This is a genomic window from Psychrobacter halotolerans, assembly GCF_039680845.1.
Taxonomy (GTDB): Bacteria; Pseudomonadota; Gammaproteobacteria; order Pseudomonadales; family Moraxellaceae; genus Psychrobacter.
In genome coordinates, this window is record NZ_JBDKWD010000002.1 from 373,566 (window position 1) to 396,045 (window position 22,480).

At 43.4% G+C, this 22,480-nt stretch carries 17 protein-coding genes; 7 read left to right on the top strand and 10 right to left on the bottom strand.

Features of this window, described 5'->3' with window-relative positions:
• The first annotated feature begins 483 nt into the window (after positions 1-483).
• The 3 genes from hemA (at position 484) to AAJP47_RS05290 (ending at position 6,018) form a co-directional block, all read left to right on the top strand.
• Positions 484-1,878 carry a glutamyl-tRNA reductase gene (gene hemA, locus AAJP47_RS05280; protein WP_346716853.1) on the top strand — a complete coding sequence of 465 codons (1,395 nt, stop codon included), beginning with the start codon at positions 484-486 and terminating at the stop codon, positions 1,876-1,878.
• 503 nt (positions 1,879-2,381) lie between these two features.
• A complete protein-coding gene (locus tag AAJP47_RS05285; RefSeq protein WP_346716854.1) occupies positions 2,382-3,518 on the top strand; it encodes an aminotransferase class V-fold PLP-dependent enzyme in 1,137 nt (378 codons plus the stop codon).
• A gap of 355 nt (positions 3,519-3,873) precedes the next feature.
• A complete protein-coding gene (locus AAJP47_RS05290) occupies positions 3,874-6,018 on the top strand; it encodes an FAD-dependent oxidoreductase (protein WP_346716855.1) in 2,145 nt (714 codons plus the stop codon).
• Positions 6,019-6,101: 83 nt separating this feature from the next.
• On the opposite strand, the gene AAJP47_RS05295 is transcribed toward AAJP47_RS05290, so the two are convergent.
• The 8 genes from AAJP47_RS05295 to lplA all read right to left on the bottom strand — a co-directional run bounded on the left by AAJP47_RS05295 (position 6,102) and on the right by lplA (position 13,202).
• Positions 6,102-7,454, bottom strand: coding sequence for a hypothetical protein (locus AAJP47_RS05295; RefSeq protein ID WP_346716856.1), 1,353 nt, complete (start codon positions 7,452-7,454; stop codon positions 6,102-6,104).
• Between the two features lie 391 nt (positions 7,455-7,845).
• A complete protein-coding gene (locus AAJP47_RS05300; protein WP_346716857.1) occupies positions 7,846-8,262 on the bottom strand; it encodes a VOC family protein in 417 nt (138 codons plus the stop codon).
• A 165-nt stretch (positions 8,263-8,427) separates the two neighbouring features.
• On the bottom strand, positions 8,428-9,333 hold the full coding sequence (locus AAJP47_RS05305) for a tetratricopeptide repeat protein (RefSeq protein ID WP_346716858.1): 906 nt from the start codon (positions 9,331-9,333) through the stop codon (positions 8,428-8,430).
• 102 nt (positions 9,334-9,435) lie between these two features.
• Positions 9,436-9,966 (bottom strand): hypothetical protein, encoded by a 531-nt coding sequence (locus AAJP47_RS05310; RefSeq protein WP_346716859.1) that lies wholly within the window; start codon positions 9,964-9,966, stop codon positions 9,436-9,438.
• Between the two features lie 271 nt (positions 9,967-10,237).
• Positions 10,238-10,600, bottom strand: coding sequence for a hypothetical protein (locus AAJP47_RS05315; RefSeq protein WP_346716860.1), 363 nt, complete (start codon positions 10,598-10,600; stop codon positions 10,238-10,240).
• Positions 10,601-10,604: 4 nt separating this feature from the next.
• Positions 10,605-11,438: a hypothetical protein gene (locus AAJP47_RS05320; protein WP_346716861.1), complete on the bottom strand. Its 834-nt coding sequence runs from the start codon at positions 11,436-11,438 to the stop codon at positions 10,605-10,607.
• Positions 11,435-11,980, bottom strand: coding sequence for a PAAR domain-containing protein (locus tag AAJP47_RS05325; protein WP_346716862.1), 546 nt, complete (start codon positions 11,978-11,980; stop codon positions 11,435-11,437). Before AAJP47_RS05325 ends, AAJP47_RS05320 begins: the two co-directional genes overlap by 4 nt.
• Positions 11,981-12,197: 217 nt before the next feature.
• Positions 12,198-13,202, bottom strand: a complete 1,005-nt coding sequence (gene lplA / locus AAJP47_RS05330) for a lipoate--protein ligase (RefSeq protein WP_346716863.1) — start codon at positions 13,200-13,202, stop codon at positions 12,198-12,200.
• A gap of 254 nt (positions 13,203-13,456) precedes the next feature.
• Between lplA and AAJP47_RS05335 the strand changes: the two genes are divergently transcribed.
• Positions 13,457-14,353 (top strand): DMT family transporter, encoded by an 897-nt coding sequence (locus AAJP47_RS05335; RefSeq protein ID WP_346716864.1) that lies wholly within the window; start codon positions 13,457-13,459, stop codon positions 14,351-14,353.
• Between the two features lie 363 nt (positions 14,354-14,716).
• A complete protein-coding gene (locus AAJP47_RS05340) occupies positions 14,717-15,820 on the top strand; it encodes an alkene reductase (protein ID WP_346716865.1) in 1,104 nt (367 codons plus the stop codon).
• 152 nt (positions 15,821-15,972) lie between these two features.
• Here AAJP47_RS05340 and AAJP47_RS05345 read toward each other — a convergent pair whose 3' ends face one another.
• Together AAJP47_RS05345 and AAJP47_RS05350 are read right to left on the bottom strand one after the other, a co-directional pair.
• Positions 15,973-16,962 (bottom strand): pirin family protein, encoded by a 990-nt coding sequence (locus AAJP47_RS05345; RefSeq protein ID WP_346716866.1) that lies wholly within the window; start codon positions 16,960-16,962, stop codon positions 15,973-15,975.
• Positions 16,963-17,069: 107 nt separating this feature from the next.
• Complete coding sequence (locus AAJP47_RS05350) at positions 17,070-18,371, bottom strand: BaiN/RdsA family NAD(P)/FAD-dependent oxidoreductase (protein ID WP_346716867.1); 1,302 nt, start codon at positions 18,369-18,371, stop codon at positions 17,070-17,072.
• A 474-nt stretch (positions 18,372-18,845) separates the two neighbouring features.
• Between AAJP47_RS05350 and acs the strand changes: the two genes are divergently transcribed.
• Positions 18,846-20,807 carry an acetate--CoA ligase gene (acs, locus tag AAJP47_RS05355; RefSeq protein ID WP_346716868.1) on the top strand — a complete coding sequence of 654 codons (1,962 nt, stop codon included), beginning with the start codon at positions 18,846-18,848 and terminating at the stop codon, positions 20,805-20,807.
• A gap of 388 nt (positions 20,808-21,195) precedes the next feature.
• A complete protein-coding gene (locus tag AAJP47_RS05360; protein WP_346716869.1) occupies positions 21,196-22,386 on the top strand; it encodes an NAD(P)/FAD-dependent oxidoreductase in 1,191 nt (396 codons plus the stop codon).
• Positions 22,387-22,480: the final 94 nt, after the last annotated feature.

Consider the following 22,480-nt stretch of genomic DNA (forward strand, 5'->3'; position numbering starts at 1 on the left):
GAGTGAGACGATAAACAATAGTACCCATGTTACTGCCCATTATAGTGTGACAGTGGCAAGCATTGTGTTATTCATCGCCTTTTTAATCTGCCCCGTTTGTCGTTTTTTGACTTCTGTTTTGCAGAGAATTGGTTTTGACTTTGTCTATTCACAAAAGTCAATTGCGAGGCTTTAAAATATAGCAAGTTACGAGGTACTAAGCGACCAGTTTATCGCTACTTTTGTGACTATGTACTAAAACCTAGCCATTGGTTTTATCAATCATATGGGTAGTTGATTTGTACTATCTGCGCCCAAATACAAGCAAATATGCCCCGTCATGGGGTGAGTGTTAATTAAAGCTGGCAATAATGATATAATAAGCGATTTTTACAATCTTCCTACCAACGCTGTCGTCCAAAACGGTCTTTTAGCTGTGCGTTTTTTAACTATCATAAGACAAATTGGATGGCAGGTGAGTGTCATGTTTATGGTCTATCAATAATGAGATTAGTGGTCATTGGGGTCAATCACAAAACTGCACCAGTCGCTCTACGAGAGCGCTTGGCGTTGGTGGGTGACGATGTGGCGGTCGCTCTCAAACAATTAGAGACCTTTACCGATGGTAGTGTGATCGTATCGACCTGCAATCGCACTGAGATTTATGCGATCGTGCCGCAGACGACAACAGTATATGGGTCAGAGTCGCCGTCAGGCCCCCAAGTGATGCAAACCACTGCACAGACATCTGTTAATGATAGCGTTGGTAGTAGTGCTAACGTATCTGCCGCTGACATGAGCGCTCACATCGTTAAAATTAAAACGTGGTTGGCCGATTTCAAACAGCTATCCGTTGATGAGATTGATCCGTATCTTTATGTACACCGCGATACTCATGCACTTACGCACTGGCTCAGAGTTGCGGCAGGTCTTGATTCTATGATATTGGGTGAGCCGCAAATATTGGGTCAAATCAAGCGCTCAGTACATCTTGCCCAAGATCAAAAAGCGCTGAGTAATCAGCTAGGCTGGATCGTTGATCAAGTTTTTGCAGCGGCAAAACGGGTACGTAATGAAACCAAGGTTGGCGCACAAGCCGTCTCTTTGAGCTTTGCTGCGGCAAAATTGGTCACGCAAATATTCGATAATCTAGAAAGCCGCACCTTATTGATTGTCGCAGCAGGTGAGATGAATCGATTGGTCGCCACCCACATTGCTGGCCTTGGCGTGGGACGCGTTATTATCTGTAACCGTAACCCTGAGCGAGCAGAAGCACTGGCGGCCGAGCTGCGTCATCCCAATCGCCGTGTGGAAGTCAGAACCCTACAAGAATTGCCGCAAGTGCTGGCAGAGGCTGACATTGTCAGCAGCTGTAGTGGCAGTATGGATTTGTTAATTGATAAAACCATGACGGTGCAAGCGCTTAAGCGTCGTCGTTATCAGCCCATGTTGATGATTGATTTGGCAGTGCCGCGCGATATTGACTCCAATATCAGCCGCATCGATGATATCTACTTGTATTCTGTTGATGATCTACAGCACGTCATCGCTGGCAATATTGAGCAGCGCCGCCAAGCGGCAGTCGATGCTGAGCTGCTGGTCAGTCAATTGGTCGTCGAGATGGATCGCCGTTTTCAGGTGCGCCAAGTGGGTAAAGACATTCAGCAATATCGCGCGCGCACGCATGATCAGGTAGACAAACTGTTGCACGAATCCATTGCTAAGTTGCAGGATGGAAGTGCCCGTCCCGAAGACATCATCACTGAGCTATCGCGTCGTCTGACCCAGTCACTAACGCACGCCCCATCGAAACTCATGCGTAAAGCGGCGCGCGAAGGTGACAGCGACTTGCTCGACTTTGTGGTAACAGGGCTAAAAGATGCCCATCGTGGTCGTTAGCAATAGCCTGATGTTTATTTATCGTTTTATAGTCGATCCACTATAAAAGAGATACAGCAATACGGGCGTACATTTTGCGCCGCCTCTGTCAGCAACGGCACAGCAAGCAAGGAAAATGGTTGCCAGTATCGCATGAGCATATGCGTATCTTTTTCATTTATGACTGACTATAACCATCAAATCGCTCTATTAGCCTGACCATACCTCGTTTATAAAAACATTTAACAGATCATTTTAATGGTTACACCTGCTGTCATTACGTGAACGCGTCGTTGTCATTCTTTTACATTATCTTGAGCAATCTATAGTAGTATTTCATTATCGTGTTATTTAATAAGACTGATCGTTTAACTACACTAATGGTCGGCAAAGCTTGCTAACAGGATTTGGCTAAGCTTGCTAAGACCACTAAATTAGATATGATATTTACAGTCGATATCTGGTTTAGTGGTTGCCAATTTCAGAGAACCATTCAATGATTTCATCATAAACAGGAGTGTCCTATGACTGCATTACGTCAAGATATTGATCCAAACGGCTTATTAGAATATTCAGTGGTCTATACTGACCGCGCCCTCAACCACATGTCTACAGTCTTTCAAGAAGTGATGAGGGACTTATCTCGCGAGCTAAAATCCGTATATAAGGCGGATGCTGTCGTGATCGTACCAGGGTCCGGTACTTATGGTATGGAAGCGGTTGCGCGTCAGTTGGCTCAAGAGGAAGATTGTCTTATTATCCGTAATGGTTGGTTCAGTTATCGCTGGACACAAATTCTAGAAAAAGGCAAAATCGCTAAATCGTCTACTGTTCTAACGGCTGAGCGTGCGGATGATAGCGAGTCGCCAAAGCCGTTTGCGCCAGTAGATATCGACACAGCCGTTGCCAAAATAAAAGCAGAAAAACCAGCGGTGGTATTTGCCCCGCATGTCGAAACGTCATCAGGTATCATCTTATCAAATGACTATATCAAAGCGTTGAGCGAAGCGGTTCATAGTGTGGGTGGCTTATTGGTTATCGATTGTATCGCCTCTGGCTGTGTCTGGCTAGACATGCAAGATTTAGGTATTGACGTTCTCATCAGTGCTCCGCAAAAAGGTTGGAGCAGTACGCCGTGTGCTGGACTTGTCATGCTCAGCGATGCAGCCGTCAAAAAAGTAGACAGTACAGAGTCGGACAGCTTTAGCTTAGATTTAAAGCAATGGCTAAATATTATGCGCGCTTATGAAAATGGCGGTCATGCGTATCATGCCACCATGCCAACCGATGGCTTACGTCAATTCCGCGACACCTTATTAGAAGCCAAAGAGATTGGCTTTGATAAACTGCGCGATGCTCAGTGGGAATTGGGGCGTCGTATCCGTAAGCTCTTGGTGGACAAAGGCGTTAAAAGCGTTGCGGCTGAAGGATTTGAAGCGCCAGGTGTGGTGGTTTCTTATACCGAGCGTGATGATATGCATAAAGGCGGTGCTTTCGCTGAAGCCGGCATGCAAATCGCCGCTGGCGTACCGTTAAAAGTGGGCGAGCCTGACAATTTTAAAACGTTCCGTCTGGGTCTGTTTGGTTTGGATAAGTTGACGGACATTGACGGTGCGGTTACGCGCTTTGAATCAGCGCTTGAGACTGTGCTGGCTAAATAACTTGAGTCACTCATCAATTTATTAGAGTGACAAGTCTTTAGATAAAAATACTGAATCATAGCGCGATGCTAGGTTCAGTATTTTTTTGTCTTATATAGTTGATCCTAAATAAAATGGAAACAAGAAAGGATAGAGTGAGACTGGAACCAATTTTCCTCACTTGCTGTGCCGTTGCTGACAGAGGCCGCATAAAATTCATCCTAGTAGCGCTATAATACTTTTGAAGGGCATCGACTATAGTGTTCACTCATCAGTCGTTTGTCTACATAGCTGACAATAAGAGCGGTGTGTTACGATGACAGTAATATGACCTATAATATGTTTGGTCTCATAAATGCTTCATAAGGAAAATGATATGACCGCCAGCCTCAATGCCAATAGCGCCAATACGATTGACACTGCTAGCACCAATGAACACTATCCGCATCTGTTTGAGCCACTGGATTTGGGCTTTACCATGCTAAAAAACCGTTTGGTCATGGGCTCTATGCACACAGGACTTGAAGACCGTTTTTATAACTACGGTAAGCTTGCCGCTTATTTTGCAGAGCGTGCCAAAGGCGGCGTGGCCATGATGATTACAGGTGGTATATCACCTAACCGTGAAGGCTGGCTATTACCTGCTGGCGGCACTATGAACACCAAAGCGGACGTGATGAATCATCAGCGCGTCACGCGTGCCGCGCATAAGTATGACAGCAAAATTATCATGCAAATCTTGCACAGTGGTCGCTACGGTTATCATCCTTTTGTGGTATCCGCCAGTCCGATTAAATCGCCAATCTCCCCCTTTAAACCGCGTAAGATGAGCATCAAAAATATTGAACAAACGGTCAAAGACTATGCGCGCTCAGCACGTTTGGCTAAGCAAGCAGGCTATGACGGCGTCGAGATCATGGGCTCTGAAGGCTATTTGCTTAACCAGTTTTTGTCGCGCCACGTCAATAAACGCAAAGACGTTTACGGTGGTGATATTCATGGTCGTATGAAGTTTGCTATCGATGTGGTCAAAGCTGTACGCGAGGCCGTGGGGACAGATTTTATTATCTTATTCCGTCTATCGGTGATTGATTTGGTCAAAGACGGCAACGTTATGGATGAGGTCATCACGGTCGCTAAGGCACTAGAAGCAGCGGGCGTGACCATCATGAACACCGGTATCGGCTGGCATGAAGCGCGCGTACCAACGATTGTGACCAGCGTACCGCGTGCCACCTTTGTTGATTTTAGCGCTGAAATCAAAAAGCACATCAGCATTCCCATGATGGCAGCCAACCGTATCAACATGCCAGAAACTGCTGAAGAGATTCTCGCCAATGGTCAAGCAGATGTCATTCAAATGGCGCGCCCGTTCCTAGCCGATCCAAACTGGGTAAACAAGGCCAAAAATGGTCAAACGGATCGCATCAATACCTGTATCGCCTGCAACCAAGCCTGTCTCGATCATACCTTTGAGCACAAACGCTCAACCTGTTTGGTCAATCCACAAGCGTGTTATGAGACCGAATTGGTCTATAAAAAAGCCAAGAAACCTAAAAAGGTAGCGGTCATCGGTGGCGGAGTGGCGGGTATGTCAGCGGCGCATGTGGCCGCATTACGTGGTCATAACGTCACCTTGTTTGAAGCCAAAGACATCCTAGGTGGCCAGTTTAACTATGCCAAAGTGATTCCGGGCAAAGAAGAGTTCTTTGAGACGATTCGCTACTATATCAATGAGCTTGAGCACTTAGGCGTTGAAGTCAAACTCAATACCAAAGTCGATAAAGCCATGCTGGAGAAAGCAAAATTCCATCACGTTATCGTCGCAACAGGCGTCGTACCGAGAAGCCTCGCAGGTAAGCTTGAAGGGGCAGATTTGCCACAAGTGATGAGCTATGCTGAATTGCTCTCTGGTGAAAAGTCAGTTGGTGATACCGTTGCCGTCATTGGTGCGGGCGGCATCGGTTTTGATGTCAGTGAGTACCTCACCGCGCGTCATGGTCAGCCACTTGATGAGCTAGGCCCTGAATTGCTAAAAGACCCAAGCTATCGTCCAAAACCTCAGTCAGTGAGCGAGTGGCGTGAAGAATGGGGCGTGACGGAAGATACGGACTATCAGAGCGATGGTGGTCTGATGAAACCTGAAGGTATCAAACCTATTCGCCAAGTGTATCTCATGCAGCGTACCAAAGGTCGTTTGGGTGGTGGTCTCAACAAAACCACAGGCTGGGTACATCGCGCCCATGTTAAATCACACGGTGTCATTCAAGTGTCAGGCGCTCAGTACAATAAAATAACCAATGAAGGCATTTGGATCACCAACAACCAAGGACAAACGCAACTATTGCGTGTCGATAGCGTCGTTGTCTGCGCGGGTCAAGAGTCCGTGGTTGAGCTGATGCCAAATGTGGGCGATGCACCAGACGCGCAATATCATTTGATTGGCGGTGCCAAACTTGCTGCCGAGCTGGATGCCAAACGCGCGATTCGTGATGGGGCTGAGGTTGCTGCGAGTATTTAGATTTGAAGTCAAGATTTACAATAGTAGCTTAAAATAAAAAATGGCAGGGAAGTAATTTTCTGCTGTTTTTTTTAGTTTAGTTATTATGAATTCATAACTTTATTTATTTTATATTGCTCATCTTCACATATTTCAGAATACATATTTTTTAGCTTTTTTTCATAAGAGTTCAGATCTAGGCCTAGCTTATAAAATCCTATACATGCAGAAAGTATAGCTGGATATGCAAGCTCAAAAGGGTCAAAACCTAATTCTGTATCATAAGTTTTGTAAATGCTTTGTGATCCGTGAACAAAATTTGATCGTAACTTATATAACTTTTTAGCTTCATTATAGCGCTTGTCAATTTCACCACGATATATGGCAATCAGACAGGAGACTCTACGACAAAAATTTTCTGTTATACCTTTGTTTTCTTCTTCATTTTTCATAGTGACTAGTCTCTCCATTGCTGTTACTAGCTTAACAACTTGAGCACTACTATTATTGTCTCTAGAAGCATCACCGAACCAATAAAAGGCATCAATTAGACGGTCAGCCAAACACTCTTTATTAGTAGGAGATGCTGCTCGTAATATAAGTTTTTTAATAATGAGCCCTAAATCTGTTTCTAGGTCTTCTTCAAAAAAGTTCCAGAAATCTTGTAAATCTTCACCAAATGAATATGAGCCACCAATCCAATATTCACCGTGAGTACTTGCAATATAATGATTGATATTGTTTTTAGTGGGATTATTCATTAAATTTACTTGACTAGCTTTCATCCTATAAGAAGTAGTAAAAACTTTAATAATGCCATAGATAAGTGCTGCAACATTTTGCGCTCTACTTACACTCATTTTATCTGAGCATTTTGGTATTGTAATACTAAGAAGACAATTGAAACTATCAGGGTTGTTGTTTTTTATAAAAAGATCATAGTAGCTATCATCTTTGACTTTCGCATAAATACTATCTTTGTGAATTATTTTCGTACCACCTATCTGTATTTCTTTTTCAGGGTTGAGACTAGGTGCATTAAAGGGAAAGAAGTATGTTATGTCTTGCACTTTTTTATCTATATTTTTATGTACCTTTGACATCAGTTTCTTGCAGCCAGAATCATCAAAGCTTCTGTTATTTTTCAAATGTAAATACAGTGCATATCTAACTTCATAAATACATTCATTGACTGTTATATTTTCTAGCGATAGACACTGTCTTTTAGCAATTGCATGTAGTTTTCTTTGAGCTTTAGAGGAAAGAAAGAACTGAACTTGATTTTCAATTGTTTCTCCAGCATTTTGAGGTGATTGTAAGACAGCGGTCATAAGTTCAATATCGCTATCAAATTCCTTTTTATATAGTTCATGAGATCGATTAAAAATATCTCTTAAATTTTTTATTTCTTCAAAAATAATATTGAGGTCTTTAATGTCTTCATTAGTGGCACTCATGGGATGAAGTCCTTTTCTATAAAAACTATGATTTTAGCACGTGTAATTTGGGATTTTGGCCCAGCCTACAATTTTAAAAAACCTCCTTTCAAAACCACGTATACATGCTACGTCAAACCCACCAGTGATATTCAATCGCACTCCTCACTCACGCCATAAAAAAAGGATTTTGACATGGTAGTGTTAAGAACGTTGTTTAAATAGATTGTACTGCCAATCGTGGTGATACTGATCGTCATCAGTCTGGGATTAGTAGTGACAGGCAATGAATATATTTTTAGAGGCGTTCAACTTACTTATCTAAAAGGCGAGACCACCGCCAATATTGATGATTATGTCGATTTTGACAATCGTACTATCCGCGCTAAATATTCTATCGCTTGGGACAAATTTACCAACTACCTATATTTTCCATCGAAATCCATGGCTCAGCGGGTGCCAAATGTTCACCATCTTGTAGTAGCTCAATTGAGATATTATTAGGGTCTTTAACGAAAGCCATATGTCCATCTCTAGGCGGTCTCAATATACTGATACCCGCTGCCATAAAAATCTCACATTGCGCATAGATATCATCAACTTTAAAAGCAAAGTGACCGAAATTTCTGCCGTTTGGATATGTTTCCTCGTCCCAGTTATGAGTGAGTTCAATTTCTGGGGCACCTTCATGGGTCGCTAAAAAGTACAAACTGAATCTACCTGATTCAGAATCCTTTTTTCTAAGAAGCTTCAAGCCCATCAGGTCACAATAAAATCTTAAAGTTTCTTCTAATTTATTCGTTCTGATCATTGCATGTAAGTATTTCATAATCACGCCTTTAGGTTAACTTTGTCTAAAAAATCTTAGAGAAGTAGTTTAGTGCTTATAGCTATCACTCACCCAGTCTCTTTTATGTTTTTTATTACATAGCTGATTCAGATTCTAATAGGTAGTGTCTACTAAAATCTCGTTTCTATCGTTATTAGTATCTTCTTAATTCTCTGAACTGTCCTCTAAATCACCCAATGTGAGACCAGTTTCTTGAGTGCTGTATATAACGATGCCTTTATCATCAATTTTACCATTCATAACCAATCTGCCAATGCGATTGCTAGCTTCTTGATTACCTTGGTCAGCTGCCTTTTGATACCACTCAAAAGCTTTGTCATAGTCCTGTGGTACACCATAACCATTCTCGTAGAGACCGCCGATATTAAGCTGTGCTAAATCTAGATCTTGAGCGGCAGCTTTTTTGTACCATTCCAATGCTTTGGTATAGCTTTGCGTCACGCCGTAGCCGTTTTCATAAAGATTGCCAATATTGTTTTCAGCATCAAAAGATCCATTGTCAGCAGCTAATACATACCACTCCATTGCTTTTTGGTAATTTTGCTCAACACCACTACCTTCATAATACATGATGCCTATACGATATTGAGCATCAGAATCTCCTTGGTTAGCAGATTTTTGAAACCATTCAAATTTTTTGAAATCATCTTGCTTAACAGCAATACCTTCGTGATACATGACACCTAAATCAAATTGAGCATCAGAATCTCCTTGGTTAGCGGCTTGCTTAACCCATTCAAATGCTTTTTGATAATTTTGATCTACGCCTAAACCTTCATAATACATAATACCTAGATAATGTTTAGCAGGGGCATAGCCTTGATTGGCAGTTTTTTCAAATAGTTCAAAAGCTTTGTTATCATCTTCAGGAACTGAGTTGCCTTCATAGTAGGCAAGGCCAAGATCATAGGTCTCAGCAGGAGTGCTTTGATTTGATAGTACTGGTGCGTTTGATGATTCAGCTGAACAAGCAGAAACAATGAATACATTTGATAATAGGGTAGCTAATAGTAAAGACTGAGTTAGAGTAGTAGTTTTTCTTTTATACATTAAATTTCCTTTTGATAACCCATTGTGTTATCTATTTCTGTGCTTAATTTTTAACATAGCAGTTTTAAATTTTAATTTTTCGTCAATAAAAATACTGTTTTTTTACTCATTTAAATCGTAGCAAGGAAGACTATAATCGTACTTAAGCTCCACCAAAGTACGTGCTTTAAATAAATCAATAAGATAATCATTTTGTATGTCGGTCATATACATAAAAATGGTAGCTTTATCTTTACATAGAATACGGACACGTTTGGCTGTTTTATCAGATCTACTTGAGGTATTAGCTATATAATCGTTTTTTTTAATTTTATCAGTCATATCTACCCAGCCTTCTTTGAGAAGAAAGCTATGTAAATGTAACAGTTTATTCTTGTCAAACTCGGGGCTTGCATATCTGGACGTGTACCACACATCCCTATTAGAATGACTATAATCGCTTACTTTGAAGTTCATAAACTTAGCAATATTATCAAGTTCGGATATAAGCCAGCTTTCTTTCTCAATCAATTCTTGTTGATATATTTCAAGCTTTTTATTTGGTTCTAAGTCTACAGTCCATATAAATAAAATAATAACGAAAGCAATAAGTGAAATATCAGATAACTTATATTCTTTACCTCTTATTTTCACTGATTATTTTCCTACATACTTAATTATATTTCTTGCAGAGTTATATTTCATGTCCGTTGCTTCTTCCATATTTGTAGAGTCTTTACCAGCGTCGAAAGAATAGTTAATTCTCATACTCATTAAATATCATTGTCTATCAATACCAAAATAGAATAATCCTAGTGTTGTCTTAATTTCTCAGAACATAGAGTCTCTGGCAATACTTTGATTATTCACCTTAAAAGAATAGTTGAATCTTGCTATCAGTAAGTTCATCGAGAATATAGATTATCTATTCTGTAACCTTCACCTCAATGGTGTACTCTTTTTCAAAATCTTTACCAGGAAAGTTAGTTCCATAGGTATTGCCTGATATGTAAACCGTTATAGGCTTAAGAGTAGTAGGTAGGCCACTAATCGTTAAATTATTATAGTCGTCTTGACCGCTCTCCCTGAGTTCAGGAGTAATCTTAAAACTAGCGTCTGAAAACGTTGAATAGAACGTCATGTCGTCAACTGCTGAATTTATTATATTTATATTTGTCTCATAAGGTTGATTCAGGTAAGCGTCGGGCAGTTTATTAGGCGTTACCTCAACACTGGGAGCACAACCAAATAGCAATGTTGCCATAAAGAGAGCTAAGTACTTATTCATTATATTACTTCTCTATGATAATAGTGGTCGTAATGTATGCGCTAAATTTTGTATAAGATAAATCAGCATGAGTCCTCATACCAGGATCTCCCCATGAAAATAGCTTAAAGCTAACATTATCAGAAAAGGTAAGATTCTCAGTAATAGGCTTATTGCTAGTACACAACACATCTGTCCATACAATCCAATGATTTGGATACACAAAATAGCCTTTTGCTTGTGTTGAAATAATACTTGAGTCCAATAAAGAGATTACGTGATACTTTGGGTTTTTAACGTAGCCGTTAATCTCTATAAAGTTGTTAACTGAAGGCATATAGTACGTATCTTTTATTCTATATCCTGCAAGTCGAAACCAGTCTTTTATCTCTCCTGGCGTTGTAATTCCAGCAACCTGTTTTAAAGGAGAGTCGTAACATAGAGCAGAATTCCATGAATCACGCAAACCTGCTAAGGTCATCCAGTCAATAGCTTTCATTACCTGAGTGTTATTAGAATTAAATAAATCTCTCGCTTTTCTAGCATCAAAAGGCCTAATATTTAATTGATTTATTGTAGTCTTACCATCTCTCCAGAGTTCTGCTACTGCTTTCTGATATATATCTGGGTAGTCAATAAGTAAGCAATAAAAAAGAGTTGCTGGTCCACATAAAGAGGACACACGTTGATGTGGAAATGTTTTAAGAGCCAGTCTGTCTTCAAGCTCTTTTTTTACTTTCACTGCGGTAAATGGGTCTTCTGGATCATTTAAAGGATGCTGCCTTGATATAAAAGGTCTTGGTTTTATTTTAGTGGAGGTATCTCCGTCCTTCATATTTCCGCTTGTGCTATTGCTCATTCAAATGCTCCTAAATCTTTTTGCCACTCTAAATCTAGCTTAACCTCAATCTGGTCATCAGTATCGGAGTAAAAGCGCTCCGTCCACCCACTCTCATCTGTAATGCCTTTATAAATTTGGCCGCTTTGTTTATTTTCAGCAGTATAGTGAAAACCAGCATAAGGAACATCTTCATGATCTACAAAATGAAAGGCGGTATCATATCTACTCAATACTTTACTAGCGTGTTCTAGAGTTTCTTTTTTAATTGCTTCTGCCTGCGCAATACTACCGACACTAAAACCCGACTCCGCAAACGCTTGTTGATTGGCAATCAGTTTCGCACCGCAGCTCGTCACATCACCGCCGCGTGCAATGGGCGCACCATCGACCACAAAAGAAGCGTCACCACTCACGATGACGGTCATCTTTTTGCATTTTTTGCACATGACTTGATCGCCCTTACGAGCGACAGGAATACCGTTATGAGTGGTGTGCGGTGAGCCAGTAATGACCGTCCCACCGTGAGAGGTTTTTGCGCCAACTGTGATATAGGCTGCCATAATGCTACCTTTAAAATGTTCAACGTTTAGACGTTTATCGAAAATCTATGGTTTGCAGGACATTATAGAGGGCTAACATATTAAATATCAAACTTAAGTTTGTCTAAAATTACAACCTATAGAGGGAAATGGGTTCATAGCAAGCATAAAGCCTTATGCAGTAGTGGTTATGTGAAGAAATGGATATTTTCAATGGAAAATAAAAATAAGCAAAAATCTAACCTTCCATCTCACCAATCAACCAGTTGGCAACATCGTTAACTTGCGCTGCCACTTCAAGATGCCCTTGGCCGAGTTCATGAAACGTTGCTTTGATAGCTTCTTTATTGTACTTAATGCCAATCAACGTCTCTTTTAACAGATCAATCAATTCGACATTTAGCGCATCAGAGAAAATGACCACATCGGTAATGAGCGCCTGCTTTACATCGAGGTGCAAATCAATGATGCCCCAATCAAAACGCGTTTCAATATGATGACTAAACTCAGGCGTTTTGCCAAAGCGCCAATCCCAGTCCGCCATTTGCTCATAATATTTATTGAGTGTTGGCTGCTTGGCAAGGCTGGCTTCATCTAATTCTTCTACGGGCGCAGTTTCTCCATAATAGTCACAGAATGCTTCAATAATTGCATTGGACAAGACTTCATGATTGATATTTTTATTAAACTCAATAAGGTTAGCGACGCGGGCGCGTACTGATTTTATGCCTTTGGCTTTGAGTTTGAGCGGATGCGGATTGAGGTAATCGCCCAGCTTTTGCATGTTGGCATTGACGAGTAAAGTGCCGTGATGAAAGCTGCGATCGGCTGCATGTTTAAAGGCATTGCCTGATATTTTTTTATCTCCCACCTGCATGTCATTACGACCTGAGAGCTCAGCATCTATGCCCAGCTTTTTTAGTGCATTGATAATAATGGTGAAATTCGCCTCTTGGTTATAGCTGTCTTTGGGCGATAAAAAAGTAAAATTGGTATTACCCAAATCATGAAACACGGCACCGCCGCCGCTCTGACGACGCGCCAAAAACACATCGTCTGCTTCCATTTTATCGATTTTGCATTCCACCCATGGGTTTTGCGAGCGCCCGATAACCACGGTCTCAGAATTGCGCCATAAAAAGAGCGTGTGCGAGTTGGCATCAAGCGCTTGAAATATCCAGTCTTCGGTGGCGAGATTAAACCAAGGGTTGGTCACAGCAGACTTTAAGATACGCAGGTTCATTATTTGTCCTTTTTAGAAGGTCGTTACGTTTTAGGTTTTATAGATTAGATAAAGCCATTCTTACCGATACATGGTTGGAATTCAATGGGTGTGCTAGGGGTGGTGAGGCAAAATCCACCATAAATACCAAAAATATCATACCCATTGAGCGCGTAAAAAGTTATCATCGTGGTTTTTTTACCATATGCCACCTTTTACGACCGAGCATTTTTAGAAAAGTGCCAGTGCCGTCCAACGCTCGATAGGATAATCCCATGACTAACCGTGACCTCATTATTTTCTTAACCCTATCTTTTATGTGGTCGCTATCGTTTATCTTTTATCGCGTAGGGGTGCCGGAGTTTGGCTCACTCGCTTTTGCCAGTCTGCGAGTGATATTGGCGGGCTTAACCATGTTGGTTTTTGTACTATTAAAAAAGAAAAACAGAGAAGGCATCCGTGACAACTGGAAAATGCTGACGCTGGTTGGGCTGTTTTCTGCTGCCATTCCTTTTGTGCTATTTTCTTTGTCGGCGCGCTCGGTGAATGCTGGCGTATTGGCAGTACTCAATGCGTCTGTACCCATGATGAGCGGTTTTATCGCCAGCACGTTTTTTAAAGATAAGCTGTCAAAAAAGCAAATTCTGGGGTTGGTCATTGGGGTGATCGGGGTCATCATTTTGATGAGCGAAAACTTATTTGGTGAGCAGGCAGCGACGTCAGGCTCAGGATTATTGTCGATGGGTTACGCCTTGTTGGCGTGCGTGGGTTATGCAGTGGGGGCAAACATCACTAGAAACTATTTGGATGACGTCTCACCAGTTGCGATTACCGCAGGCTCACTTATTATTGGCAGTGTCATTATGCTACCCGTTGCGTTCTATCAGTTTCCGTATGGCAAGAGTATCAGCCTCAATGCATGGGTTTCGGTTATCTGTATCGGTGTGTTTTCGACCGCCATCGCTTTAATCTTTATGAATCAATTGATTAAAAGTATCGGGCCAATGCGTGCCACCAGTATCACTTTAGTCATTCCGATTTTTGCGATTATCTTAGGTTACTTATTGCTGGGCGAAGCGTTGGACACGCCAGCGATCATCGGTTCGATGGTGATACTGTTTGGTACGTATTTGTCTTTAGAATTATCGCTTAAGAAGATGCTAAAGCTATAACTGCTTCTACTATCGCTGCTAAAAATGCGTTCTTAAACAAATACTAAAAATAATTAAATTAATAACAATTGTTCGACTATATAGCGTGAGTATACAGTGTCTGTGTGAGCTAATGACACAGTCTATCAATCTTATTAAAGTCATTCGCTTAAGACGCTGATAAGAGGACTTGAATAATGAGTATTATCAATACCGATATCATGCGATATTGGTATTCTTGTTTGTAAATCTTCCTTGAATAACCCCATCTATCCCCTATAAAGAAAACCAATAAAAGCATATTTGCCTATGCCTTTATAAGCATTTTTAACACGTTTTTTAACTATAAATAATTTTTATAATTGATAAAAAGTAGGATACCTTATGGCACATGACAACTTATTTGAACCCGTTAAAATGGGCACCCAAACTCTAAAAAATCGCATCATCATGGCACCATTGACGCGCTTGCGTTCGGTCGAACCAGGTGATGTACCAACTGCTATTGCTGGCGAGTACTACTCACAGCGCGCTGGTGCTGGACTGGTCATTACAGAAGCCACGCAGATCTCTTTTCAGGCAAAAGGCTATGCAGGTGCGCCGGGTATCCATACCCAAGATCAGATCGCCGCGTGGAAAACCATCGTTGATGATGTCCATGCCAAAGGCAGTAAAATCGTTGTACAGTTGTGGCATACAGGCCTAGTGTCGCATAAGAGCGTACAGCCTGATGGCAAAGCGCCAATTTCTGCCTCTGACGTCGATGTTGGCATTCGTACCTCGCTGCGTGACAGTGACAATCAGTCCATTCGCGTTGATGCCACGCCGCCGCGTCCAGCCACTCTTGAAGAAATCAAGCAAGTGATTGCTGATTTCGCACACGCAACCAAGTGTGCGCAAGAAGCAGGCTTTGATGGCGTTGAGATTCATGGAGCGCACGGCTATCTGTTGCATCAATTTTGGGTTGAGCAAACCAACCAGCGTGATGATGAGTATGGCGGTAGCCGTGAAAACCGCGCACGTTTAACGCTTGACGTTATCGAAGCTTGCGTTGACGCATGGGATGCCGATCACGTCGGTATTCGTATCTCGCCGCTTGGAACGTTTAACAATGTTGAAGCCGGTTACGAAGAAGATGACAATGTTTGGATGGTCGAGCAAATCAATAAGCACGGGCTGATGTATCTACATCTGTCAGAGCCAGATTGGGCAGGTGGCACGCCTTATAATGATGGGTTCCGTCAAAAAGTGCGCGATGCGTTTGATAACTTGATTATCGCAGCGGGCGGTTATGATGCCGAAAAAGCAGAGAAAAACGTCAAAGCTGGCTACATTGATGCCGTGGCGTTTGGTCGTGACTATATTGCCAATCCAGATTTGGCTGAGCGTATCCAGACAGGTGCACCGCTCAACGAGCAGCATCCAGAGTCGTTTTATGGCGGTGGTAGCGAAGGCTACACGGATTATCCGTTTTTGAACCAAGCGTAACCGTTTATTAGCTGGCCTTTATGGCAGGCTGATAAATCACCGATCTTAAAAAGCCCCCTGACTGTCCCAATTGGAAACAGTCAGGGGGCTTTTTTATGTCGCATCACGAGCTGTTTACTCAATCCTATTGACCGTAACTTACCATTTAAAAATTACTGACCAAAACGTCCCGTTTGATAGTCACGAAACGTTTGGCGTAGCTCTTCTTGCGTGTTCATCACAAATGGTCCATAACCAGCGACCGGTTCTCCAATCGGCTCACCGCTAAACAGCAGCACCTTAACTGGAGGTAGCGGCTGATCATCAACTGTTTTGGCAGCATAGCGCAACTCAATCGTATCAGTAGAGGTGAGGGATTGTTCAGAAGATGGTTCATTGGGATTGGGTTGGCTGCTTTGGATCGGTGCGTCAAATTGAATCAGGTTGCCTGCGCTGACGGTTGTACCGTTCACCACCACTTCGCCTTCTTGTACCAACAGCAAGGTATTGTGCGAATTAGGAATGTGTAGGGTTGCCGCTCCAGTGGTATGCAGTTCAATATCCCAGACATTGATGGGCGTAAAGGTACTGACAGCGCCCGTTATACCATCCCAGTCGCCAGCGATAATCACCGCTTTGCCCATCGGTGTCTGATTGTCAGTATCGTTGTCGTCTAGCAGCGCAACGACTGGCAGGTCAGCTCGTTTAACGGCCTGATATTTAGGCTCGGTCAGCTTATGAGCGCTTGGCAGGTTGACCCACATTTGCACCATGCTAAACACGCCGCCGCGCTGCCCAAATGCTTCTGAGTGGAATTCTTCGTGCAAGACCCCGCGCCCCGTGGTCATCCACTGCACATCCCCTGCCAAAATGTCATGGCGACCGCCCATTGAGTCTCCGTGCGTGATCTCACCAGAGTAGGCGATGGTCACGATATCAAAGCCCTTGTGCGGATGCTTTCCGATGCCATGTGGCTGCGAGTTATATTCAGGATTGGGCGCAAAGGTAGTCGGCTCGCCATAATCGAACAATAAGAAAGGATCGGTATGGCTATAATTAAAGCTTGGATTGCCTTCCACATGATTGATGAGGGTTTTGACAAAAAAACCATCTCCAACCCAGTGCGGTGCTTTTTCACCATGAATCTGTTTAATTGGACGCATTGATTACCTCATAAACGAAACGGGTTATTCTTAACGATGAATAATTAACAATAAATAGCTAAATGGCCATTCATAAAAAGGGCGGTGTAAGCATTCTACTGTATTTATTAAACAATCTCACCGCAAACGAAGCCACTTGCCCAAGCCCATTGAAAATTATAACCGCCAAGCCAGCCTGTGACATCGAGTACTTCACCAATAAAGTACAAGCCTTCTTGCAAATTGCTTTGCATAGTTTTTGAGGATACCTCATCGGTTTTGACACCGCCGCGTGTGACTTCAGCGGTACGATAGCCTTCGGTGCCAGAGGGTTTTAGTTGCCAACCATTTAGCGTAGCACCCAGCTCGACCAGCCGCTCATCCTTAATATTGGCAAGTTCGGTGTCTTTGATATCATCCCACAGATGCGCTTGTAAGGCGGCCAGCAGCTTTTTGGGTAGCGCGCCGTCCGTGTTGTCGGTGAGTACGGTACGAATCAGCTGCTTTGGGTGCGATTTTTTATGAGCAAGTAGCAGGGCCGTAACATCGGTATCTGGCAGTAAATTGATCGAAATGGTTTCACCCGTCTGCCAGTAGTTCGATAGTTGAAGTATGGCAGGGCCTGAGAGTCCGCGATGGGTAAATAACACAGGCAGCTTAAAAGCAATGCGCTCGTTACTGGCAATCACGGGCAGACTGATCCCCGCAAGCGAGCGAATCAGCTCGCCTGTCTTATCGGTAAAGGTAAAAGGCACCAAGCTTGCATCGGTGGCGATCAGCGTGTGCCTAAATTGCTGAGCCAGCTCATAACCCAAGCCACTTGCGCCCATGGTGGGGATAGACAAGCCGCCCGTTGCAACCACTAATGAGGTGCAGCTATAGCGTGTTTGCGATGGTTTAGCATCAGTCGTAATGTCTTTTTTATTGAGCTTTTTACTGGTTATTAATTGAAAACGGGTTTTATCCTCTTTGTCACTTATTTGAAGACTCTCAAGCGCTTGAACGCTGTCAATTTGCGTATTTAGTCGTACTTGCACCCCGACGGCTGCACATTCATCTAATAGCATGGTCAAAATGTCTTGGGCAGAATCATCACAAAACAGCTGACCGTGCTCGCGCTCATGATAAGGAATCTGGTGCGCCGCCACCATACCGATAAACTCCCAACTGGGATAACGACTGAGGGCGGACTTACAAAAATGCGGATTGCTACCGATAAAATGCTCAGGCTCGACGAAGTAATTGGTAAAATTACAACGTCCGCCGCCTGACATGAGGATTTTTTTGCCCGCTTTATTGGCGTGGTCTAGCACCAGTACGCGGCGACCACGGCGACCGGCAGTCAGCGCACAGTACAATCCTGATGCGCCAGCACCGACGATAATGACATCATAGTGAGTAGAGGAGTGGGCGTTGTGCTGATGGCTCATGGTAGTCTCATAAAAGGATAAAGGTAAAAAGATGGTAACGATAGCATGGTAACGATAGATCGGTACTAGGGCGTGACAAAGGTTGCAAAAAACTTACCTCAGTATAAGAAAATACTAGCACAGCTAATCGTCTTTCATCGAAAATCAGAGTAATTTTGTCGTATGAAGCGAGAATTCAAAGAAGCCATTGTCCATATTTTATATGAGGTTACAAGGTTTAACTGTCACTTTGCACAATGACGGTCGCAACATAACAGAAAATCTATGATGCAATGACCCTACTATATACGGTGAAATTGTTATGATTGGTGGTAGATGCCTTGCAACCCTTTGGCTTATTTGGCAAACTGATGTTAAGTGTAAAACGCTATAGAAGGCGTTAAACGTTATGGAAGATGACTCTTATGGCTTGTATGGCCAGTCGTGATCAACGACTAGTCATACAACGCATAATCACTGAAAAGGATGAACACTATGACACAGAAATCATTCCCTATTGCCGCCAAATTCATCGCCGCTGCCAACACTTCAGCTGAACAATACACCAAAGATTATCAGCAATCAATCGAATCGCCCAAGGCCAATGCAGAGTTTTGGCGACAGCGCGCTGAGCTGATTGATTGGATAAAAAAACCCACCAAGATCAGCGATGTTAGTTATAACTTAGACGATTTTCGTATCAAATGGTTCGAAGACGGGGAGCTGAACATCTCCGTCAATTGTCTCGATCGTCACCTTAAAAACAACCCTTACAAGCCCGCCATCATTTGGGAAGGCGACCATCCGTCACTACATAAAATCATCTCATTTAAAGAACTACACGCTGCGGTTTGCCGATTGGGTAATGCCATGCGTAAGCTTGGGGTGAAGAAGGGTGATCGCGTAACCTTATATCTACCGATGATACCTGAGGCGATGATTGCTATGCTGGCTTGTGCCCGTATTGGCGCTGTGCATTCCGTAGTATTTGGTGGCTTCTCTGCTGAGAGCTTGGGTAACCGCCTAATAGACAGTCAGTCAAAGCTCGTTATTACTGCCGATGAAGGCGTGCGAGGCAGCAAGCGTACGCCGCTCAAAGCCAATGTCGATCGCGCCTTAGACATGGATGGCACTGACAGTGTGACCAACGTTATCGTTGTCCATCGTACAGGCAACTCTGTACCGATGAGTGGCCGCCGTGATGCTTGGTATCACAGTTTGGTAGATGGCGAGTCAATACGCTGCGAGCCTGAGGTGATGAACGCCGAAGACCCGCTGTTTTTATTATACACCTCAGGCTCGACAGGTAAGCCCAAAGGCGTGGTGCACACGACGGGCGGCTATATCACTTACGCCTTGTCGACCTTCCGCGATGTGTTTGATATCAAAGACGATGACGTCTACTGGTGTACCGCCGATGTGGGCTGGATCACAGGTCATACTTATTCCACCTACGCGCCGCTTGCCAATGGGACAACAACCTTGATGTTTGAGGGCGTGCCAGAGTATCCAACATGGGCGCGCATTGGTCATATCATCGACAAACATGATGTGACGGTTTTATACACCGCCCCGACAGCGATTCGAGCGATGATGAAAGAAGGTGACGCCTTCGTACGTGAGTCTGATCGCTCAAGCTTGCGTCTGCTTGGCTCGGTTGGTGAGCCGATTAATCCAGAAGCTTGGGACTGGTACTATCATGTGGTCGGTGACAGCCGTTGCCCGATTGTCGATACGTGGTGGCAAACAGAAACGGGTGGTATCCTAATGGCTCCGTTGCCAGGCGCGGTCGCTCTCAAGCCGGGGGCGGCGATGAATCCTCTATATGGTATCAAGCCCGAGATTGTCGACGGTGACGGTGACATACTAGAAGGATCGGCTGAAGGAAACTTGGCGATTAGCAGTAGTTGGCCGGGACAAATGCGGACGATTTATAACGACCACGAGCGTTTTTTAGAGACCTATTTTAGTCAGTATCCGGGCTATTATTTTACTGGTGACGGCGCGCAGCGAGATGAGGAAGGACATTACTGGATCACAGGCCGTGTCGACGATGTTCTCAACGTTTCAGGCCACCGATTGGGCACCGCAGAGATTGAAAGCTCTGTCGTGGCTCACCCTGCCACGGCTGAAGCCGCAATCGTCGGTATGCCGCATGAAATCCGTGGTACAGGAATTTGTGCTTTTATCATTCTAAAATCTGGCGAAGAAGAAACGGAATCTCTAAAAACTGAGCTGAATCGTCATGTGCGCTCTGAAATTGGCCCGATTGCCAATCTGGATGCTATTTATATTGTCAATGCGCTACCAAAAACCCGTTCCGGTAAAATCATGCGCCGTATCCTGCGTAATCTTGCAGCAGGAAAATACGAAGGTTTGGGCGACTTGTCCACATTGGCAGACAGCTCTGTGGTGGATGAGCTGATTGAAACGGTCAAAACTGACCGTAAAAAATAAGCCATCAATAGGGGTAAAAAATCAAAGATAGCTTAAAAAGAAAGCCATAAAAGAATCATAGAAAAACCACAGAAAAGCCATGTTATGAAAGATAGCATGGCTTTTTACCTAGGGGATATTGCTATCAAAAGATTTTAGGGGTTCAATATTATTTACTCAGCAGAATACTATAGTCAGTGAAAAGCAATATCGATACATCAGGCTCTGCTGATATTAATTTTTCTTGCTTGCTGTGCCTACGCAGACAGAGGCTGCAAAAAATTGATATCAGCAGTACCGTAGCGTTTTTATATTATTTTGACTATATCTTAGTAGTACTGTATTTATTTTATAGTGGCTCGATTATATAAACCCAATTTTATTCAATGCTATAAGGCCGACTGTCATTATGACCAACCATTCTTTGCACGCCACTGACAACGCAGCACCAAAAATCGCTATCATCGGCGGTGGTCTCACGGGACTATTGACCGCGACCTTACTTGAGCGTGCCTTCAATACAGACCGGAATCAAAAAAAGTCAGGCAACCTGAACATTACTATTTTTGAAAAGTCGCGCAGTGTTGGGCGACTGGCCACGCGTTATCATAGCGATAGCCAGACCGCTGGCAGTAATCAGCAAAACTGGCAATGGGCATTTGGCGCGCAGTTCTTCACGGCCAAGACGCCAAGCTTCCAGCAGTTCATCAGTCCATGGCTCAAGACGGGTTTGCTACAGCCGTGGCATGCGTCAGTGGTCACTATAACGCCAGCGGCTGAAGAAGCGCAATTGCCTCATGTGCAGTATAAAGACCAATGGGGTGACGAGCAGCCGCGTTATATCAGTACGCCAAAGATGACGAGTTGGGGACGAGCGCTGGCTGATGAATTGACGCGGACGAGCATTCAATTCCAAACGCGCGTGGCACCATTGGCTCAATACGTACAAAACCCAATCGATGAAAAAACAGAACTATTTGATGAGACGGGCGACAGTCTTGGCCAGTTTGATTGGGTGATTTGTACCGCGCCGAACGGTCAAGCGGCAGAGCTGATGGCAGACAGTGGATTTGCACGACAAGCAGACATTCTTAAACCAAATATGCTGGCGTGTTATACCTTGATGCTCGGCTGGGATAATGAACAGCCATTGCCTGAGACGTTACGCAGTCAGAAAATACTTAACTGGGATGTGGCGTATGTAAATGACTCGCCGCTTGACAGATTGTTCATCGAGCATCAAAAACCCGCTTACGACACACTTCTACCAAGTATCACGATTCACGCCCGTAACGACTGGTCAGAGGCGCATGTCGATGAGGATATCGAAACCGTAAAAGCAGAGCTATCAAGAGCAGCGCAGCAATTGTTAAAATGGAACACGGACAGCGCGCCCAGCCAAATTGACTGTCATCGCTGGCGTTATGCGGCAACGAAGGTAAATACGCAAAACAAAGGCAGGGACGAGGCAATAGGCATTTTGGTTGATCAATCGCATCGCTGGATTGTCAGCGGTGATTGGTGCGGGCAGGGCAATATCGAGAGCTGTTTTCAAATGGCGCAAGAGACGGTTGAGGCAATCACTAAAGTGATGGAATAAGCCGTTCGTTGGTCTAAAAAACTAGGTTATTGAATCATTAAATTTTCAAACCGTATTTTATAAATAAAGGGTTAGGGGATAAATTTAGACAAAA